Annotated in this window: 14 protein-coding genes; 7 read left to right on the forward strand and 7 right to left on the reverse strand. The window is 44.9% G+C overall.

Features of this window, described 5'->3' with window-relative positions; genetic code table 11:
* Window positions 1–765 precede the first annotated feature (765 nt).
* The 3 genes from ACTCNA_RS14820 to ispG form a co-directional block, all read right to left on the reverse strand.
* Window positions 766–2,808, reverse strand: a complete 2,043-nt coding sequence (locus tag ACTCNA_RS14820) for a M3 family metallopeptidase (protein ID WP_462948714.1) — start codon at window positions 2,806–2,808, stop codon at window positions 766–768.
* Between the two features lie 99 nt (window positions 2,809–2,907).
* Window positions 2,908–3,477: a flavin reductase family protein gene (locus ACTCNA_RS14825; protein WP_462948715.1), complete on the reverse strand. Its 570-nt coding sequence runs from the start codon at window positions 3,475–3,477 to the stop codon at window positions 2,908–2,910.
* 9 nt (window positions 3,478–3,486) lie between these two features.
* A complete protein-coding gene (gene ispG, locus ACTCNA_RS14830; RefSeq protein WP_462948716.1) occupies window positions 3,487–5,340 on the reverse strand; it encodes a (E)-4-hydroxy-3-methylbut-2-enyl-diphosphate synthase in 1,854 nt (617 codons plus the stop codon).
* An 89-nt stretch (window positions 5,341–5,429) separates the two neighbouring features.
* Between ispG and gldA the strand changes: the two genes are divergently transcribed.
* From gldA to ACTCNA_RS14850, 4 genes are all read left to right on the forward strand, one after another.
* Window positions 5,430–6,347: a gliding motility-associated ABC transporter ATP-binding subunit GldA gene (gene gldA / locus ACTCNA_RS14835; protein WP_462948717.1), complete on the forward strand. Its 918-nt coding sequence runs from the start codon at window positions 5,430–5,432 to the stop codon at window positions 6,345–6,347.
* A complete protein-coding gene (locus ACTCNA_RS14840; protein ID WP_462948718.1) occupies window positions 6,337–7,341 on the forward strand; it encodes a glycosyltransferase family 2 protein in 1,005 nt (334 codons plus the stop codon). The genes gldA and ACTCNA_RS14840 overlap by 11 nt, the downstream gene beginning before the upstream one ends.
* A 402-nt stretch (window positions 7,342–7,743) precedes the next feature.
* Window positions 7,744–8,997, forward strand: a complete 1,254-nt coding sequence (metK, locus tag ACTCNA_RS14845; RefSeq protein ID WP_462948719.1) for a methionine adenosyltransferase — start codon at window positions 7,744–7,746, stop codon at window positions 8,995–8,997.
* Window positions 8,998–9,172: 175 nt separating this feature from the next.
* The gene (locus tag ACTCNA_RS14850) at window positions 9,173–10,273 is read left to right on the forward strand and encodes a universal stress protein (RefSeq protein ID WP_462948720.1); all 1,101 of its coding nucleotides are present in this window, start codon (window positions 9,173–9,175) and stop codon (window positions 10,271–10,273) included.
* Between the two features lie 79 nt (window positions 10,274–10,352).
* Here the strand turns inward: ACTCNA_RS14850 and ACTCNA_RS14855 are convergent, their stop codons facing one another.
* Window positions 10,353–11,381, reverse strand: coding sequence for an NAD-dependent epimerase/dehydratase family protein (locus ACTCNA_RS14855; RefSeq protein WP_462948721.1), 1,029 nt, complete (start codon window positions 11,379–11,381; stop codon window positions 10,353–10,355).
* Window positions 11,382–11,483: 102 nt separating this feature from the next.
* Here ACTCNA_RS14855 and ACTCNA_RS14860 point away from each other — a divergent pair, with 102 nt between their 5' ends.
* The gene (locus ACTCNA_RS14860) at window positions 11,484–11,672 is read left to right on the forward strand and encodes a hypothetical protein (RefSeq protein WP_462948722.1); all 189 of its coding nucleotides are present in this window, start codon (window positions 11,484–11,486) and stop codon (window positions 11,670–11,672) included.
* Window positions 11,673–11,676: 4 nt separating this feature from the next.
* Here ACTCNA_RS14860 and ACTCNA_RS14865 read toward each other — a convergent pair whose 3' ends face one another.
* Both ACTCNA_RS14865 and dnaG read right to left on the reverse strand, forming a co-directional pair.
* Window positions 11,677–12,159 carry a pyridoxamine 5'-phosphate oxidase family protein gene (locus ACTCNA_RS14865; RefSeq protein ID WP_462948723.1) on the reverse strand — a complete coding sequence of 161 codons (483 nt, stop codon included), beginning with the start codon at window positions 12,157–12,159 and terminating at the stop codon, window positions 11,677–11,679.
* Between the two features lie 11 nt (window positions 12,160–12,170).
* Window positions 12,171–14,126 (reverse strand): DNA primase, encoded by a 1,956-nt coding sequence (dnaG, locus tag ACTCNA_RS14870; protein WP_462948724.1) that lies wholly within the window; start codon window positions 14,124–14,126, stop codon window positions 12,171–12,173.
* A 75-nt stretch (window positions 14,127–14,201) separates the two neighbouring features.
* Between dnaG and ACTCNA_RS14875 the strand changes: the two genes are divergently transcribed.
* A complete protein-coding gene (locus ACTCNA_RS14875; protein ID WP_462948725.1) occupies window positions 14,202–14,894 on the forward strand; it encodes an SIR2 family NAD-dependent protein deacylase in 693 nt (230 codons plus the stop codon).
* Window position 14,895: 1 nt separating this feature from the next.
* Complete coding sequence (locus ACTCNA_RS14880) at window positions 14,896–15,531, forward strand: porin family protein (protein ID WP_462948726.1); 636 nt, start codon at window positions 14,896–14,898, stop codon at window positions 15,529–15,531.
* A 68-nt stretch (window positions 15,532–15,599) separates the two neighbouring features.
* Here the strand turns inward: ACTCNA_RS14880 and ACTCNA_RS14885 are convergent, their stop codons facing one another.
* Window positions 15,600–16,196 carry a ComF family protein gene (locus tag ACTCNA_RS14885; RefSeq protein ID WP_462948727.1) on the reverse strand — a complete coding sequence of 199 codons (597 nt, stop codon included), beginning with the start codon at window positions 16,194–16,196 and terminating at the stop codon, window positions 15,600–15,602.
* Between the last annotated feature and the right edge of the window lie 567 nt (window positions 16,197–16,763).

Below are 16,763 nucleotides of genomic sequence, written 5' to 3' on the forward strand. Positions count from 1 at the left end.
CAGAGGCGGTTTCGTTCAACTACGTTGTCTGTGATCCAAAGCTATACAATATTTCTTTATGTTGGAAGTATTGTCAACCTTTCTTATTTTATATTTCCAATTCATCAAATAGGTTTTAATGCATTTATGTTTTTTTGAAATCTTTTATCCAGTGTTATTTCCCAAGGCGCATTCATACATAGATGTCGGTTTTTCAATGTTTAAAACTACCAATCTTTTGTTAAAAAACAATGCCGGTGGCAGGATTTTGCAGAGCCGTTGAAAACAAAGGACAGCAGCGTGCCTGGAATAGCTAAGTGTCTGACTGACAGAGGCCGCACAAGCGTTGGTTCTGGTTTTCGTAGCCCTGCGATGGTTAGCCTGAGTGTCGGATCACGGTATCATAGACCTGCGACGGTCAGCACAAGGGACAGGATAATTGTTTCGTATATCCGCGACATCCAGCCAGTGCGGATTTGCAATCCGTATTTTTTGGCACAAATTACAAATTTGCGCCAGCGAACGGTTCCATGTTGCCACACTTCGATGCAGCTCCTCGTCCCCCTTTATTTGAATTCTTTGCCATGAAAGTAATTTGTCGCCAATTAAAGGGGGAATACAAGGGGGATTCGGTAGGCTTTTCTTTTTGAAAAAACAAATATAAATCCCCCGTCCGCCCACTGGCGATTAAACTTTTTCTGTCGTGAAGAAATATTGAACAGGTGACTTTGAGTCACCAGCTCAATTTTGAAAAAATAGGACGCGCCCTGATGTAATTTGCGACTGCTATTTCAACCCGCCTCTTTCCAGCAGCGCATCAACGGTGGGTTCTTTCCCGCGGAAACGTTTGTACAGTGTCATCGGGTGTTCGGTGCCGCCCTTTTCCAGGATATTTTTCCGGAACGAAGTGGCCACTTCGCGGTTGAACAATCCTTTTTCGCGGAACAGGCTAAATGCATCGGCATCGAGCACTTCGGCCCATTTATAGCCGTAATAACCTGCGGCATAGCCACTGGCGAACAAATGCCCAAATTGGGTGCTCATGCAGGTTCCTTCCGTTTTCGGAAAAATTTGTGTTTTCTTCCACGCGGCTTCTTCAAATGCTTTCACATCGCCGCTGAACGGTTGTTGCTGCGTGTGCCAGGCCATGTCGAGGTAACCAAAACTGAGCTGCCGCAAGGTTTGATAGCCTTCCAGGAAATTGCCCGATGCTTTGATCCGCTCCACCAAATCTGCCGGAATTTTTTCGCCGGTTTCGTAGTGTTCCGCAAACCGATCCAGAAATTCTTTTTCAACTGCCCAGTTCTCCATTATTTGCGATGGAAGTTCCACAAAATCGTGGTACACATTGGTGCCCGACAAAGCTGAGTAGGATGCATTGGCGAGCATCCCGTGAAGCGCATGGCCAAACTCGTGCATAAATGTTTCCACCTCGCGGAAAGTGAGCAACGCCGGTTTTGTCTCGGTTGGGCGGGTAAAATTCATTACAATGGCGATGTGCGGCCGCGAGTTTTTGCCGTCTTCCTTCCACTGTCCTTTAAAATCGTTCATCCAGGCACCGCCCTGTTTGCCGGGCCGTGGGTGAAAATCGGTGTACAATACTGCCAGGAACTTACCGTCATCGTCATACACTTCATAAGGCAGAACCTCTTCATGGTAAACCGGGATTTCTTTATTCGGCTTGAAAGTGATTTTGTACAGACTTGTTGCCAGCCCAAAAACACCGTCGATAACACGGTTCAGTTCAAAGTAAGGTTTCAGTTTTTCATCGTCGAGCTCAAACTTTTTGATTTTCAGTTTTTCGCTGTAGTAGCTCCAGTCCCAGGGCATCATTTCATGGTTAAAACCCAGTTCCTTTGCAAAAGCTTCCACTTCTGCTTTCTCTTTTTTGGCCACACCCGCAGATGCTTCAAAAAGTTCGTCTAATAATTGATAAACACCTTTTGTATTTTGCGCCATCTTGCGTTCAAGCACGTAATCGGCGTAATTGTTATAGCCCAGCAAACGTGCCAGTTCCAGCCGCAGGTTGACAATCTTTTTGATATTTTCCCTGTTGTCGAGCTCGTCGCCTTTAAACGATTTCGACATGTACGCCATAAACAATTCCTTCCGCAGTTCGCGATCATTGGCATATTTCATGAAGGGCTGATACACCGGCATGGTGATGTCGAATATCCAGCCCTCTTTTCCCTTCGATTTGGCTTTGGCCGCGGCTGCTTCGAGCAAACTTTCGGGCAGGCCTGATAACCGGCTTTTATCGGTGATGTGCTTTTCGTACTTGTTGGTTTCTTTCAGCACATTCTCCCCGAATTTCAGGGTGAGTTGCGCCAGTTCGGTGTTGATTTTCCGGAACTGTTCTTTCTTTTCCTCCGGAAGGTTGGCACCTTTGCGTTTAAAATTAAGGTAAGTTTCTTCCAGCAAAGTTTGCTGCTCCACCGTCAAATCAAGCTTTTCTTTCTGATTGTAAACGGCTTTTATCCGTGCAAAAAGTTCCGGGTTGAGCGTGATATCGTTTTCAAACTTTGTGAGCAGCGGCGACACTTCCTGTGCCAGGTTTTGCAACTCATCATTTGTTTCGGCATGCAACAGGTTGAAGAAAACTCCCGCAGTGCGGTTCAGCAAACGACCGGCGCTTTCGAGCGCTTCCACTGTATTTTCAAAGGTTGGTTCTTTCTCGTTTTCAGCAATATTTTTTACTTCCTCTTCTCCTTTATTAATTGCCTCTTTAAACGCCGGCAGAAAGTGCTCGTTTTTTATTTCAGCAAAAGGTGCGGTTTCGTGCGGGGTTTTGAATTCTTTTAACAGCGGATTATTTTTTATTTCATTCATAACTTATCAATTAAAAATTTGGCTTCGAAAAAAGCCTGTATAACCTGTATAAAATGTGTTGGTTTAACCATCGGAAAAGGGGGATTGTTCAAAAGTTGATTATTTCTTCTTTTTTTGCACCGACCAGCCGAATTTGCCAATGATATCACCCAGCCCGAAATAGTGCCCGTGGTTATAAACCAGCGGACCGGCATTGGCGAAACTGAATTTCCCGGTGTCGTCGAGGTAGGTATCGTCAACCGAAACATTCACCACTTCGGCGGTAAACATGTGGTGCGAGCCCAGTTCGATGATCTCTTTCACCACGCACTCCACATTCACCGGCGATTCTTCGATTATTGGCGCTTTTACCACTTTTGCCGGAGCCGGAGTCAGGTTCATTTTTTCCCACTTGTTGTATTTTCTTCCCGAGCGAACACCGCACCAGTCGGTGGCCCTGGCCAGCTTTTCGGTTGTCAGGTTAATGACAAATTCGCCGGTTCGCTTGATTATATCGTAGGAATGTCGTTCAGGCCTTACCGAAATATAACACATCGGCGGTTTGCTGTTGATGGTGCCTGTCCAGGCTATGGTAATAATGTTGTATTCTTCAGGTTGATGTCCGCAACTCACCATTACCGCCGGAATCGGGTAAATCATGGTTCCGGGCTTCCAGTGTTGTTTTGCCATAAATCGATTTTAATCTTCCGGGTCAATCCAGTCGTCGTTTTCGCGGATTAGCTGTTCCAGTTCTTCAACGGCATCTTCGTACGGGATGTGGCGCTTTACCGGTTTCAGCCCTTTGTAAAGCGTCACCTTGTTAACGCCGGCACCTACAAATCCGTAATCCACATCGCCCATTTCACCGGGGCCATTCACTACACAGCCCATAATTCCGATTTTCAAGTGATTCAGATGCTTAAAATGCGTTTTTACTCTCCGTGTGGTTTCCTGCAAGTCGAAAAGCGTGCGCCCGCAACCCGGGCAAGAAACAAACTCGGTTTTGGTTGTCCGCATCCGGCTGGCCTGCAAAAGGCCAAAACTTAAATCTTTTAACTCGGTAAAAGTGATGTTATCATTCGAAATGCAAATTCCATCGCCGTAACCATCGATGAGCAGACCACCCAAATCACACGAGGCTTTGATTTGCAAATCTTCGAGGCTGGTTTCGTTGTAGCAGCGGTAAAGAATTACCGGCACTTTCCAGATATGTGTTTCGAGGCACATAAAAAATGCCCGCAGCTCGGCCATCGGATTTTTATTGAAACTTTCGAGAATCAGCACTGTTTTGCGGGTTTGCTTCAGCTTCATTATTATTTCGGGGTTCTTCTCCATGAAGTTGTCGAACTCCTTTTTATTGGTGCGGATGAATTTCATCCGTCCCCAGCGGGTACTTTCAAAAAGGTATTCTTCCAGCGAAATGATGGGAAAGCTATCTCCTTCGATGTCCATAATTTTATTCCCTGAAAGGAAATAGTCGGGAACCAGATTCCCGCGCACCGGAATCATCTCTTTCAGGCTGCGCTCGCCCAAATCGGCAACAACAACAGGCAATTCTTCACCACCCATTTTCAGTACCGGACGGGTAGCACGGCGTTCATACTCAAACGGATTTGTTTGCGCGAAAAGATTAGCTGAAATGGGTTCGTGATCCTGGTAAAGTTTAAAATGATCAACCATTTTCTGTGCCACCGGAATTTCTCTTGCCGGGTCTTCGGTGAGCGATACACGAACGGTATCTCCAATTCCGTCGGCCAGCAGTGCTCCGATTCCAACCGCAGACTTAATGCGTCCGTCTTCGCCCTCGCCGGCCTCGGTAACTCCCAGGTGAATGGGGTATTTCATATCCTCGAGCCGCATTTTGTAATTCAGCAACCGAACGGTGTAAACCATCATGCGCGTGTTGCTCGATTTAATGGACACCACCACATCGTTAAAATTCACCTTTTGACAAATACGCAGATACTCGAGAACCGATTCGGCCATTCCCGAGGGAGTGTCTCCAAAACGGCTCATCACCCTGTCGGAAAGCGAACCATGATTGGCACCAATACGCAGGGCGGTTTTGGTCTTTTTCAGGTGTTCCAGAAAAGGAATAAACTTTTCCTCAATTTTGTGAAGTTCAATTTTGTACTCTTCATCGCTAAATATTTTACCGTTGAAATTCGCCCGTTTATCGTAAAAATTACCCGGATTAATGCGTACTTTATCAACATATTTAGCTGCCACTTCGGCCAGTTTGGGATTAAAATGAATGTCGGCAATCAGCGGGGTGGTGTACCCCCTGTCTTTCATTTCCTGTACAATATTTTTAAGATTTTCAGCATCATACATCCCTTTGACGGTAAGGCGGATGAAATCGGTTCCGGCCATGATTAATTTTTTAACCTGATCCAGTGTAGCCTCTGTGTCCCGTGTACTCGTATCGGTCATTGTCTGAATCCGAATGGGGTTTGTTCCCCCTACGCCAATGCCGCCAATATTCACCTCCCAGGTTTCCTGCCGCTGATACCGGGTTAAATCTTTCACATAATTGAAATGACGATCTTTCATTGAATTCTATCTGTTAAGCTGATTTGCAAATTTACGTTAATGGTTCTAAATTAAAAAGATTCGATTATTTTTGTTTCAGTAAAAATTGTATGGCAATAACAGTCAGTAATATAACAAAATTATTTGGAAAGCAGAAAGCGCTCGAGAATATCAGTTTTTCTGTTGAAGAAGGTGAACTCCTGGGTTTTCTGGGCCCCAACGGTGCCGGTAAATCCACGTTAATGAAAATAATGACCGGCTTTTTGCCTTCCGATTCGGGCGAAGTAACCATCAATGGCCGGAAAATATCGGTTGACAATACTGAAATCCGGAAAAACATTGGTTACCTGCCGGAAAACAATCCGCTTTACACCGATTTGTTTGTAAAAGAATACCTTGAAATTACAGCAGGTTTTTACCACCTGAAAAACAAAAAGCAGCGGGTGGCTGAAATGGTTGAACTGACCGGGCTGGGAGACGAACAGCATAAAAAAATCGGTGCCCTCTCGAAAGGTTACCGGCAGCGTGTGGGGCTGGCGCAGGCGCTGATTCACGACCCCGGAATTTTAATCCTGGATGAAGCCACCACCGGCCTCGATCCCAACCAGCTGGAAGAAATCCGCGGACTTATTCGGAAAATCAGTACCGAAAAAACGGTGATTCTTTCGTCGCACATTATGCAGGAAGTGGAAGCTATTTGCAACCGTGTGCTTATTATCAACAAAGGGAAAATTGTTGCCGATGGCGGCATAGCTGAAATCAGCAACGGCAAACTGAAAAAAAGCCAGCAGGTTATTGCCGGGTTTGCTGAAAAAATTTCTGCGGATCAATTGCTTGCGGTTGAAAACATTAAACGAGTGGTCCCCGACGGGGAAAACTGGTTGATTGAATCAGACGGCAGCACCGATATCCGACCGGTAATTTTCCGGTTTGCAGTTGACAATAACCTCACACTTCTGACCCTGCAGGAAAAGCAGCAAGATCTCGAAAGTATTTTTCACCAGTTAACCCGCGAAAATGCCTCCTGAAGTTTCGGTCATCCTGCCGTTTTACAATGCCGGAAAAACTCTTGTCGCTGCCGTTGAAAGCATTCTCCAGCAAACTTTCACCAATTTTGAATTGCTGTTAATTGACAACAACTCAACTGACACCAGTAAATCCATCGCCCGAAAATTTGCTGAGAAAGACCATCGCATCCATCTCCTTTCTGAAGAAAAACAGGGCGTGGCTCATGCCATGAACTGCGGGCTTGAAAATGCCCGCGGTCGTTTTGTTGCCCGGATGGATGCTGACGATATCTCAATGCCGGAAAGGCTGGAGAAACAGGTTCATTTTTTGAAAAACAACCTTGAAATCGGATTAGTTGGTTCCGAAGTAAAATACATAGCGCACGAAAAAAACACGGCGGGTTTTAACCGGTTTGTAAAGTGGGTGAACTCTTTTCACTCGCCGGAAGAAATCGACTTCAACCGTTTTGTGGAAATCCCGGTGGTGAATCCAACCGTCCTGTTTCGCAGGGAACTTTATGAGAAGTTGGGGGGTTGTTTCCAGGGCAATTTCCCGGAAGATTACGAAATGCAACTGCGTTATCTGGAAGCAGGGGTAAAAATGGCCAAACTGCCGGAACCGCTGCTCGAATGGCACGACACTTCAACCCGCCTTACCCGCACTGACGACCGCTATTCCACCGAAGCTTTTTTCCGGACGAAAGCGGTTTATTTCAAAAAATGGTCGGAAAAACAGAACCGTTTCCACCCGGATATTTGGGTGTGGGGCGCTGGCCGGAAAACGCGGCAGCGGGCAAAATTACTCGAAAAAGAAGGCTTAAAAATTCAGGGATTCATCGACATTGTAAAAGGAAAAACCACCGAAAAAGAGACACTTCATTTTACTGAAATACCCGATCCGGGAAGATTGTTTATTATACCGATGGTAACCAAACGCGGAGCACGGGAACAAATCAAATCGTATCTTTCAGGTGCCGCTTATGAAGAGGGAAAAGATTTTATGCTGATGGGGTGAGACAGGAATCACTACCCCGAAACGGGATCGGCGATTAAAATTCTCATCACCCAACGGGACCAGCGAATTACGATTCGCTGACTTACATGACGAAGTTCGGAAATTGCACACCGGCATAAAAATAATCTCAAATACTCCTTTTTTATTTTGTTAAAAAATATTACATTTGTCCATGCTACGTGGAAAGATTTGAGATTGATTGCAACCACATGAAAAAAATGCTAAAGCAATCGTGCTTTTTTTTCACCGACTTCAATCCGAAACATCCCGCAGCCCAAATTTTATTGTTGAATTTGAGAACTTTATTGTTCTGAACAACATCATTCTGTATTCGTCTCAGGAAAAGCCTGAAACGATTTCAGGTTGAAGGGACAGTGAAGGGACTCGTAAAATTTAAACGACATGAGTTATTTATTTACAAGCGAATCGGTTTCGGAAGGCCATCCCGACAAAGTATCCGATCAGATTTCGGACGCACTGCTCGACGAATTCCTGGCATTTGACACCGACTCCAAAGTTGCAATAGAAACACTGGTAACCACCGGTCAGGTTGTTGTTGCCGGCGAAGTAAAATCGAACACCTACGTAGATGTTCAGGAAGTTGCCCGCAGGGTTATTAACGACATTGGATACACCAAAGGTGCCTACCGTTTCGAAGGCGAATCGTGTGGTGTACTGGTAGCCATTCATGAACAAAGCCCCGACATTAACCGTGGTGTGGACAAAGCCGACAAAAACGAGCAGGGTGCCGGCGACCAGGGAATGATGTTTGGCTACGCCTGCAAGGACACCGACAAATACATGCCACTTGCGTTGGAACTGTCGCACGAAATTCTAAAAGAACTGGCTGTAATTCGCCGCGAGGGAAAAGAGATGACCTATCTGCGCCCCGACTCCAAATCGCAGGTGACTATTGAATACTCCGACGAAAACATTCCGCAAAGAGTGCATACAATTGTGGTTTCTACCCAACACGACGAATTTGACGCTGATGATCCAATGCTGGCTAAAATCAGGGAAGATGTAATCAACATTCTTATTCCGCGTGTAAAAGCCAGGCTCCCTGAGCGGGTACAGCAGCTTTTTGACGACAACATTATCTACCACGTGAATCCAACCGGTAAATTCGTAATTGGCGGGCCACACGGCGATACCGGCCTGACTGGCCGCAAAATAATTGTAGATACATACGGCGGCCGCGGATCACATGGTGGTGGTGCTTTTTCAGGTAAAGACCCTTCGAAAGTGGACCGCTCGGCATCTTATGCCGCACGCCATATTGCCAAAAACCTGGTAGCAGCCGGTGTGGCCGATGAAATACTGGTGCAACTGGCTTATGCAATTGGAGTGGCACAACCCGTGGGCGTTTATGTAGAGACCTACGGGCGAAAAAACGTGAAATTCAGTGATGGCGAAATTGCCGAAAAAGTGAAAAAGATTTTCGATTTGCGCCCGGCAGCCATCGAAGAGCGGCTGAAACTGCGAAACCCGATTTATTTGGAAACTGCAGCTTACGGGCACATGGGCCGCGAACCGCGAACGGTAACCAAAAAATTTGAGTCGCCCTACCAGGGAAAAACCGAACTCGAAGTGGAACTTTTCACCTGGGAAGAACTCGATTATGTTGATGAGATAAAAAAAGCTTTCGGGATTTAAATCTCCCGGGGGAAGTATAATTAATACGCCTGATGGGCGGTACAAAAAATGTATCGTCCTTTTTTTAATATTTTTTATCCTGTTAAATGTAACCTCTTTCAATCCCAATTCGAATAACAGCATAGAGCTGTATCATGGTTATTGAAACGATGTTCAACTAAAAAGTCTGGAAATCATGGAAGAAAGATTGATTACACTTGTAGTCCTCCCTTACTCAAAAGCGCAAATGCTGAAAATGCGCCTCGAAGAAAACGAAATAGAATGTTACCTGGAAGATATTAACCTGATGGAGGGCGCGGCTACGTCGGTGAAAGTAAAAATTATGGAGAAAGATGTCCGGGAAGCTTTTCCGGTTCTCGAAAAATTCTTGGGAAAAAAACCCATTGCTGCCAAAAAGAAGGTGGAAAAAAAAGACGACCACATCCTGGTGCCGGTCGATTTTTCAACAGCATCGGCCAAAAGCTGCAAAATGGCATTTAACATTGCCAGCCACCTGGGCACCAAACTGGTTTTTATGCACTGCTACTTTAATCCCATTGTTCATTCAGTACCCTACGGCGATGTGTACATGTACGACTCCACACTGCTGGCACGCATGGACGAAGCCGAAAAAAATGCGAATGAAAATTTTCAGAAATTTACAACTAAACTGGTAAACGATATCGGTAAAGAAAAATGGGATACCGTGGAATCCGATTTCATCATCAAATCGGGCTACGCCGATGAAGACATTCTGGCCTATGCCGAAGATAATAATTCGCGACTGATTGTTATGGGCACCGGCGACGAAACGACCAACGTAATTGGCAGCATAACCGCCGATATTATTTACAATGCAAAAGTTCCGGTTTTGGTGGTTCCTGAAAAAATGCCCGAAAAAGAGCTGAGCGAATTCAACCGTGTTTTGTATGCCACCAACTTTGACGAAAAAGATTTTTTGGTAATCGAGAAACTGGTGGGCCTGCTGAAACCCTTCGATGCCAAAGTTTTTTGCGTGCATGTAGGAAAAACAAAACAATCGGACTGGGACACAGCCAAACTTGAAGGCATGAAAGAGGTGCTAAATGAAAATTACCAGTCGAAAGATTTTAATTGCCGGCTCATTGTGGGCGACGATATTCTTGAAGCACTCGACTCGTTTATCGAAAAAGAGAACATCGATATTATTTCGCTGACCACGCACAAGCGGAATATGATTTCGCGGTTGTTTAACCCGAGTGTGGCACGTAAAATGGTGTTCCACACTAAAACGCCGCTGCTGGTTTTTCATGCATAGAAAAGCGGCTCCTCCCGGGCTCCCCAAAGGGGGAGATGGAAGAGTTTCCACAGATAAGAAGCGGCTAATGAAATGGCTGTTATTTACCTGACAGGTCTTTCAGAAAAAACTTGGCGGTTTGCTGAATGGATTGAGAAACAGGCATGTAATCAAATTCAAAACACCGGGTGATTTTACTCCCATCGAAATTTTTAATACTTGCTGAAGCAGAAGCCGTTTCGTGGGTAATAGCAGTTGATTTTCCCGATACCATCCCCCAAAATGCCGCTGCCCGCCATACAAATGCCAGCAAAACCGGTGATGCATGAAATTTTGGACGCTGCTTTCCGAATGCATCGGCAATTTGTGAAAACAGTTGCTTATAGCTCAAGTTTTCGGCATTCAGTAAAAACCGTGTGTTTTTGCAGGCTTCAAAATTGGAATCGTTCATCAACAAAATCATGGCACGGGCCACATCTTTAACATCTACATAGCCGGTAACTCCCTTTGTGTAAAACTTCATCCCGTTCCACACGGTTTTAAAAAGTTGCGCACTTCCCGAGTTCCAGTTTCCGGGCCCCAGTACAATCGACGGATTGACAATTACAGCATCGAGTCCTTCTTCAATTCCCCGCCACACTTCGGTTTCAGAATAAAATTTACTCTCGGAGTAGCCCGAAATTTTTTTGGAAGGTACCCAGTTGGTCTGTTCGTCAATTGAATATCCGTTTTCGGCATTTCCGAGGGCAGCCACCGAACTCACATGACAATACTTTTTCACACCGTTTTCCAGGGCAGCGTTTACCAGGTTGGCAGTGCCTTCTACGTTGTTGCGGATCATTTGATCACGTTCGCCGGAATTAAAAGAAACAATTGCTGCACAGTGGAACACTTCGGTTACTCCATCGAGCAGTTTTTCCAAACCAAAATAGTCAAGGATATCGCCATCCACCCATTCAATTTGCCTGAAAAGTTCTTCCGCATTTTCAGCATACCAGGAAAAAACTTTTTGTACCTGCTGCAGATTGCTGGTTTCGCGTTTCAGCGCTTTCACCTTTTTGCCTGCCGAAACAAGTTCGAATAATAAATGCGATCCTATTAATCCCGTGCCCCCTGTTACAAACTGCATAGTTCCAATTTTGCAGCAAAGATAGGAATTTAAGTGCCTTTAACATTTTGAATTTCTTTTGAAACAACAGAATCGTTAATTTTATAAACTAAATTTGAAATTATGCGGACGGAAAATAATTTACGATTTGAAACCAAGGAAGAAGCCAATGAGCGAAGAATGCAGGAAGCACTGAGCCGCACACCCCACGAAAGGCTAATGTTTTTTTTGAAGATGGCCCAGGAAATGCAGTTTTTTGAGCCGTCAGAACCCCACCCCAACAGGCTTAAAAATAACTTTATTCTTGAATAAAGATTCAACTATTCCACGGCGTAACCGGCTTGGCACCAAACTCTTTGGCTGATATCTTTTCGATATGTACTTTCATGATTCCTACATTTTTCACAGCCGGTGCATTGAATTTAAATTCCCGGTCGCTGTACTGCGCCATTAGCAAATTCAGGCAGCGCACTTTTTCATCGTAGTCATTAATAATATTTACAGTACCTTCCACAATGGCCGACTTCGATTTTACGCGGTAGCTGCACCCTACCCGCTCATCCTGCCAGGCCAGTTCATCGCCCAGTGTCCAGTTGATACAGACTTTCGGATTTTTTTGCAAAGTTTCCCACATGCGGCCACTTTGTGCCGAATGAAGAATAACCGAATCGCCGTCGAGCGCAAAATTCATGGGCAAAACATACGGCCGGTCATTTTCCGACATGGCCACAAAACAGGTTTTGCATAATTTTATTACCTCCTCTATTTCTTCTCTGTTTTCAATAAACAGGGTTCGCATACTATTTTAAGCTAATTTATGGCCCGGCTTCCGAGTTTTTCCGACAAAAATTTTTCTACCCGCTTCAGGTTCATGTATTTCGATTGCTCCTCAATCACGTGGTCGAAATTGTTTTCTTTGGCAGCCACGTCAATGGCCTTTTCAATTTCTTCCATCATCAATTTAATTTTCCGGAGCTTGTATTCGTAAATAATTTTTGGAATCAGGAAATCGAGAATCTCCTCCTCCTTTTCGGTGTAGGCACCTGCTTTTGTCCAGCGCTTGCTTTCAATAAATTTTTCAGAAAGAAGGTCGGTGGCCAGTTTGCTCACTTCAGTGTCGGGGTGGTAAATAAAATGTTTCCATGGGTCGAATTGTTCATTATCGAGGTTCGCTTTCACTTCGTTAAAAATCTGGCGGAACAATTTATTCTCGGGTACCAAATCATCATTCTCCAGCTCCTTCACCATAAATTCACCCACTTTCACATCGCGTGTTTCATTGGGGTTCTCACCATCTTCTTCAAACAGAACAACATTGCAGTGTTTTAACAGAAACCGTAAAAACTCCAGCTCTTCAATTAAAAATTCAGAAGGTTTAATTTCGGGGTCCTGCGATTGCGGCTCCGCTTTTTGGCGTTGGTCGCGTACCTGTTCGCGCCTCTCTTTTTTCCGCAGTTCGTCGTTCTGTTTGCGTTTTTGCTTCCTTACTTCTGAATACAACACCTCTTCATCCACATTGAGCAACTTGCTGCACTCCTTTATATACACCGAACGTGTAATTGTATCGGGAATCACAGCCACCGAGCGGATTACATCAGAAATCAGCCGCGCTTTGGCCACCGGATCGTTTTCAGTGGTTTTCAGCAGCAGGCGCGTTTTAAACTGGATAAAATCGGTTTCGTTTTCGTTGATGTACTCCTGAAAACCGCTGGCTCCCTTTTGTTTTGCAAAGGAATCAGGATCCTCTCCGTCGGGCAGCAGCAGTACTTTTACGTTCATCCCTTCTTCCAAAACAAGATCAATCCCGCGCATGGATGCTTTAATTCCGGCCTCGTCGCCATCGTAAATAATGGTAATATTGGTGGTGAACCGCTTAATTAAACGGATTTGCTCCGAAGTAAGCGCGGTTCCCGACGAGGCCACCACGTTGGTAATTCCGGCCTGGTGCATGGAAAGCACATCGGTGTAGCCTTCCACGAGGTAACATTTATCGGCTCTTGCCATTTCGCGCCGGGCCTGGTAAATGCCGTAAAGTGCCTTGCTTTTGTGGTAAATCTCCGATTCCGGGGAGTTGAGGTACTTGGCCGCTTTGGGATCGTCTCTCAGAATGCGGCCGCCAAAACCAATTACCCGGCCTGCCAGGTTGTGGATAGGAAACATCACCCGCCCGGCAAACCGGTCGCGTTTCCAGTCGTCGCGCACAATGGTGAGCCCGGTTTTTTCGAGGAATTCGATTTTGTAACCCTGCTTTTGCGCAGCTTCGCTAAATGGCGTTTTCCCGTCGGGACTGTAGCCCAATTCAAACTTTTTCAGGATATCGTCGCGGAAACCACGTTCCCTGAAATAGCTCAAACCAATGGTTCGCCCCTCATTTTCTTCCCATAAAAAACGTGTGAAGTATTTTTGGGCAAAACCTGAAACAATCATCAGGCTTTCCCGCTCGTCCTTCAGCTGTTTTTGCTCCTCGGTTTCCTCCTCCTCTTTTACCTCGATATTGTATTTTTTTGCCAGCCATTTCAGGGCCTCCGGGTAACTGAGGTTTTCATGCTCCATAATAAAATTGACCGCATTGCCGCCTTTTCCACACCCAAAACACTTGAAAATTCCCTTGGCCGGCGAAACCGTAAATGAAGGTGTTTTTTCATTATGAAAAGGGCACAGGCCGAGCATATTCACACCTCTTCTCCGAAGTGTTACAAACTCCGAAACCACGTCAGCAATATCTGCCGCGTCCAGAATACGTTCTATTGTAGCATGATCTATCACAACTGCAAATGTAGGAAATTTGGGTGGGGTATTCAATTCTCATATTTTCATTTATCTTTAAAGCGAAAACAGTTTATGATGAAGAAAAAACTGGTTATACTTTCAGGATCGGGCATCAGCCAGGAGAGCGGATTACAAACTTTTCGCGACATGGGCGGGTTGTGGAAACAGTACGACGTGACCGAATTGGCCAGCCCCGAAGCATGGAAACGTGACCCTGAACTGGTTTTGCGTTTTTATAACGAGCGACGAAAACAGTTGTGGGAAGCCAAACCCAATGCCGGTCATCGCGGAATTGCCGAACTCGAGGATTGGTTCGATGTGGACGTAATCACTCAAAATGTGGATGATTTGCATGAACAGGCAGGTAGCTCGCGGGTGATACATCTCCACGGCGAACTGCGAAAAGCACGGAGTACTGTCGATCCCAGCCTGGTTTATACGCTGAAAGACTGGGAGCTTAAACTGGGCGACAAATGCGAAAAAGGAAGCCAGCTTCGCCCCCATATTGTTTGGTTTGGTGAATCGGTCGATGAGCTGCAACGAGCCATTCCAATTGTTAAAAATGCAGATATTTTTGTGGTGGTGGGCACTTCGCTGGTTGTTTATCCGGCGGCCGGGCTGGTAAATTATACTAACCCGGCTATTCCGATTTTTGTGGTCGATCCGGACAGCCCGGAAATGTTTATAAAAAATGTAACTTACATTCACGAAAAAGCCGGGAAAGGTGTTCAGCTGTTAAAATCAAAACTTGAAAAATTGAAGTAAAATGCGTAAAAAAATTCTCATCCCGATTTTATTTCTGATTCTGGCACAAGTCGCTTCTGCACAACGTTTCGAAGGCGGAATACTGGCAGGTTTTAATGCTTCGCAGGTGGAAGGGGCCATGATTAACGGGGTCAATATAAATGGTTATCACAAGCCGGGGATTCTGGCCGGGCTATATGTACAAACCGATTTTGCACCGGCAATATTTGGAGGCATGGAAATTAAATACTCGCAGAAAGGAGCACGCAAAAAGATTGACAAGGAGAATCCCGACCCTGAAAAATACATTATGCGGCTCGGCTATATCGATGTTCCGGTTTATGCAGGGTTCCGAACCAGTGACCGCGCCACAATTATTGCGGGCGCATCGGCAGGATACCTCATGCACTCAAAGGAAATTGACAATTACGGTGAGATACCACAGGAAGACCGAAATGTCTTCAACAATTTCGACCTTCAACCATTTTTGGGTTTCCAGTTCGATATGCTGGACCAGATAAAGCTCGATTTACGCTTTGCATTGTCGGTGCTTCCCATCCGGGAACAATCGGGCGAAAATGGCACCAGCTACTACTGGCACAACAACCAGTTTAACAATGTGATTTCGCTGGCTTTGTATTACCGGTTTGGCGGGTAAATCATCAGGAGTTCACCATCCACATTGAAAATGTATCGATCTATTTCCAGAACGATTCCAGTACATCCTCAGCTGTCGGCAAAAGCAAGTGTGGCCACACTTACTTTTGCACCTTCAGCTTTTAAAAGCTGGCAAGCAGAGGCTTCCAGTGTTGAACCGGTGGTAACCACATCGTCAGTCAGCAAAATATGTTTACCTGCAAACTCGCCGGGCTGATGCAAACCAAAAATGCTGTCAACATTTTGCCACCGTTCATACCGGTTTTTTCGCGTTTGGGTTAAAGTGAAAATTTTCCGGTACAAATTACCAGCAGAAACCGGTTTTTGCATTGCTGCGGCCATTCCATTTGCTATCCATTCACTTTGATTGTATCCCCTCTTTTTTTGTTTCCGCGGATGCAGCGGCACCGGAACAATCACATCAACATTTTTATAAGCAGGCGATTCAGCCAGTGCATTCCCAAACCTCAGTCCGGTTTCGTAACCCAATTCTTTCAGCCCTTTGTATTTTATAAAATGAATTAAATCCTGGTATTTGCTCCCTTTTCGGTAATGAAAAAAGGCGGTTGCATTTTCAATTTTTACCCGGCCCCAAAAAAGCTGTGCAACTACATTTTCTTTTTCAAAATGAAAATTATTTACCGGCAAATCATACCAACACCTCATGCATACATATTTTTCCTGAGAGATTAAACGATCGCCGCAGGTAACACATAAACGGGGATAAAACAACCCAATAAAATCATCGAATATGAAGGACAGCTTATTCATGATGTATAAATTACAAAAATATTTTCACCCCTGCAATTTTCGTAACCGGGGTGCAGCAATTCCGCAAGATAATAATAAATTCTTCTGTTCCATGTCTTGAAAAAAAACAGAAATAACTTTCCCTTTCCACCGAAAAACAGCAGATTAAGATTTTTTTTATTGGAAATGTGAACGAACCGCGTGTTTTCTTTTTCCCCGGTTTTTTGGTGTTGTTTTTCAAATTCTGTCTCTACTACATACAACTGATGCCCTTTATAGCCAAGGTCTTTGAATATCTTGTAATTGTATTTTAACGTAATAATACAACCCCAGTTGTTCTGTTTACAATATGCCCATCAAGTCAGCCAGGCCGGGCGGCTACGGTGGAAAATTGAAAACGAGGGCTTTAATAACCAGAAAAATAATGATTACGGTTTACAGCATAAGTTTTCAAGAACAAATTTTAATGCTACCAAAAATTAT

This window comes from Tangfeifania sp. (genome assembly GCF_055108615.1).

Excerpts from the sequence above, each read along its gene's own strand:
- ACTCNA_RS14880 (WP_462948726.1), top strand. The coding sequence starts at position 14,896 with ATGCGTAAAAAAATTCTCATCCCGATTTTATTTCTGATTCTGGCACAA.
- gldA (WP_462948717.1), top strand. The coding sequence starts at position 5,430 with ATGGCAATAACAGTCAGTAATATAACAAAATTATTTGGAAAGCAGAAA.
- ACTCNA_RS14875 (WP_462948725.1), top strand. The coding sequence starts at position 14,202 with ATGATGAAGAAAAAACTGGTTATACTTTCAGGATCGGGCATCAGCCAG.
- metK (WP_462948719.1), top strand. The coding sequence starts at position 7,744 with ATGAGTTATTTATTTACAAGCGAATCGGTTTCGGAAGGCCATCCCGAC.
- ACTCNA_RS14865 (WP_462948723.1), bottom strand. The coding sequence starts at position 12,159 with ATGCGAACCCTGTTTATTGAAAACAGAGAAGAAATAGAGGAGGTAATA.
- ACTCNA_RS14850 (WP_462948720.1), top strand. The coding sequence starts at position 9,173 with ATGGAAGAAAGATTGATTACACTTGTAGTCCTCCCTTACTCAAAAGCG.
- ACTCNA_RS14840 (WP_462948718.1), top strand. The coding sequence starts at position 6,337 with ATGCCTCCTGAAGTTTCGGTCATCCTGCCGTTTTACAATGCCGGAAAA.
- ACTCNA_RS14825 (WP_462948715.1), bottom strand. The coding sequence starts at position 3,477 with ATGGCAAAACAACACTGGAAGCCCGGAACCATGATTTACCCGATTCCG.
- ACTCNA_RS14820 (WP_462948714.1), bottom strand. The coding sequence starts at position 2,808 with ATGAATGAAATAAAAAATAATCCGCTGTTAAAAGAATTCAAAACCCCG.
- ACTCNA_RS14860 (WP_462948722.1), top strand. The coding sequence starts at position 11,484 with ATGCGGACGGAAAATAATTTACGATTTGAAACCAAGGAAGAAGCCAAT.
- ACTCNA_RS14855 (WP_462948721.1), bottom strand. The coding sequence starts at position 11,381 with ATGCAGTTTGTAACAGGGGGCACGGGATTAATAGGATCGCATTTATTA.
- ispG (WP_462948716.1), bottom strand. The coding sequence starts at position 5,340 with ATGAAAGATCGTCATTTCAATTATGTGAAAGATTTAACCCGGTATCAG.
- ACTCNA_RS14885 (WP_462948727.1), bottom strand. The coding sequence starts at position 16,196 with ATGAGGTGTTGGTATGATTTGCCGGTAAATAATTTTCATTTTGAAAAA.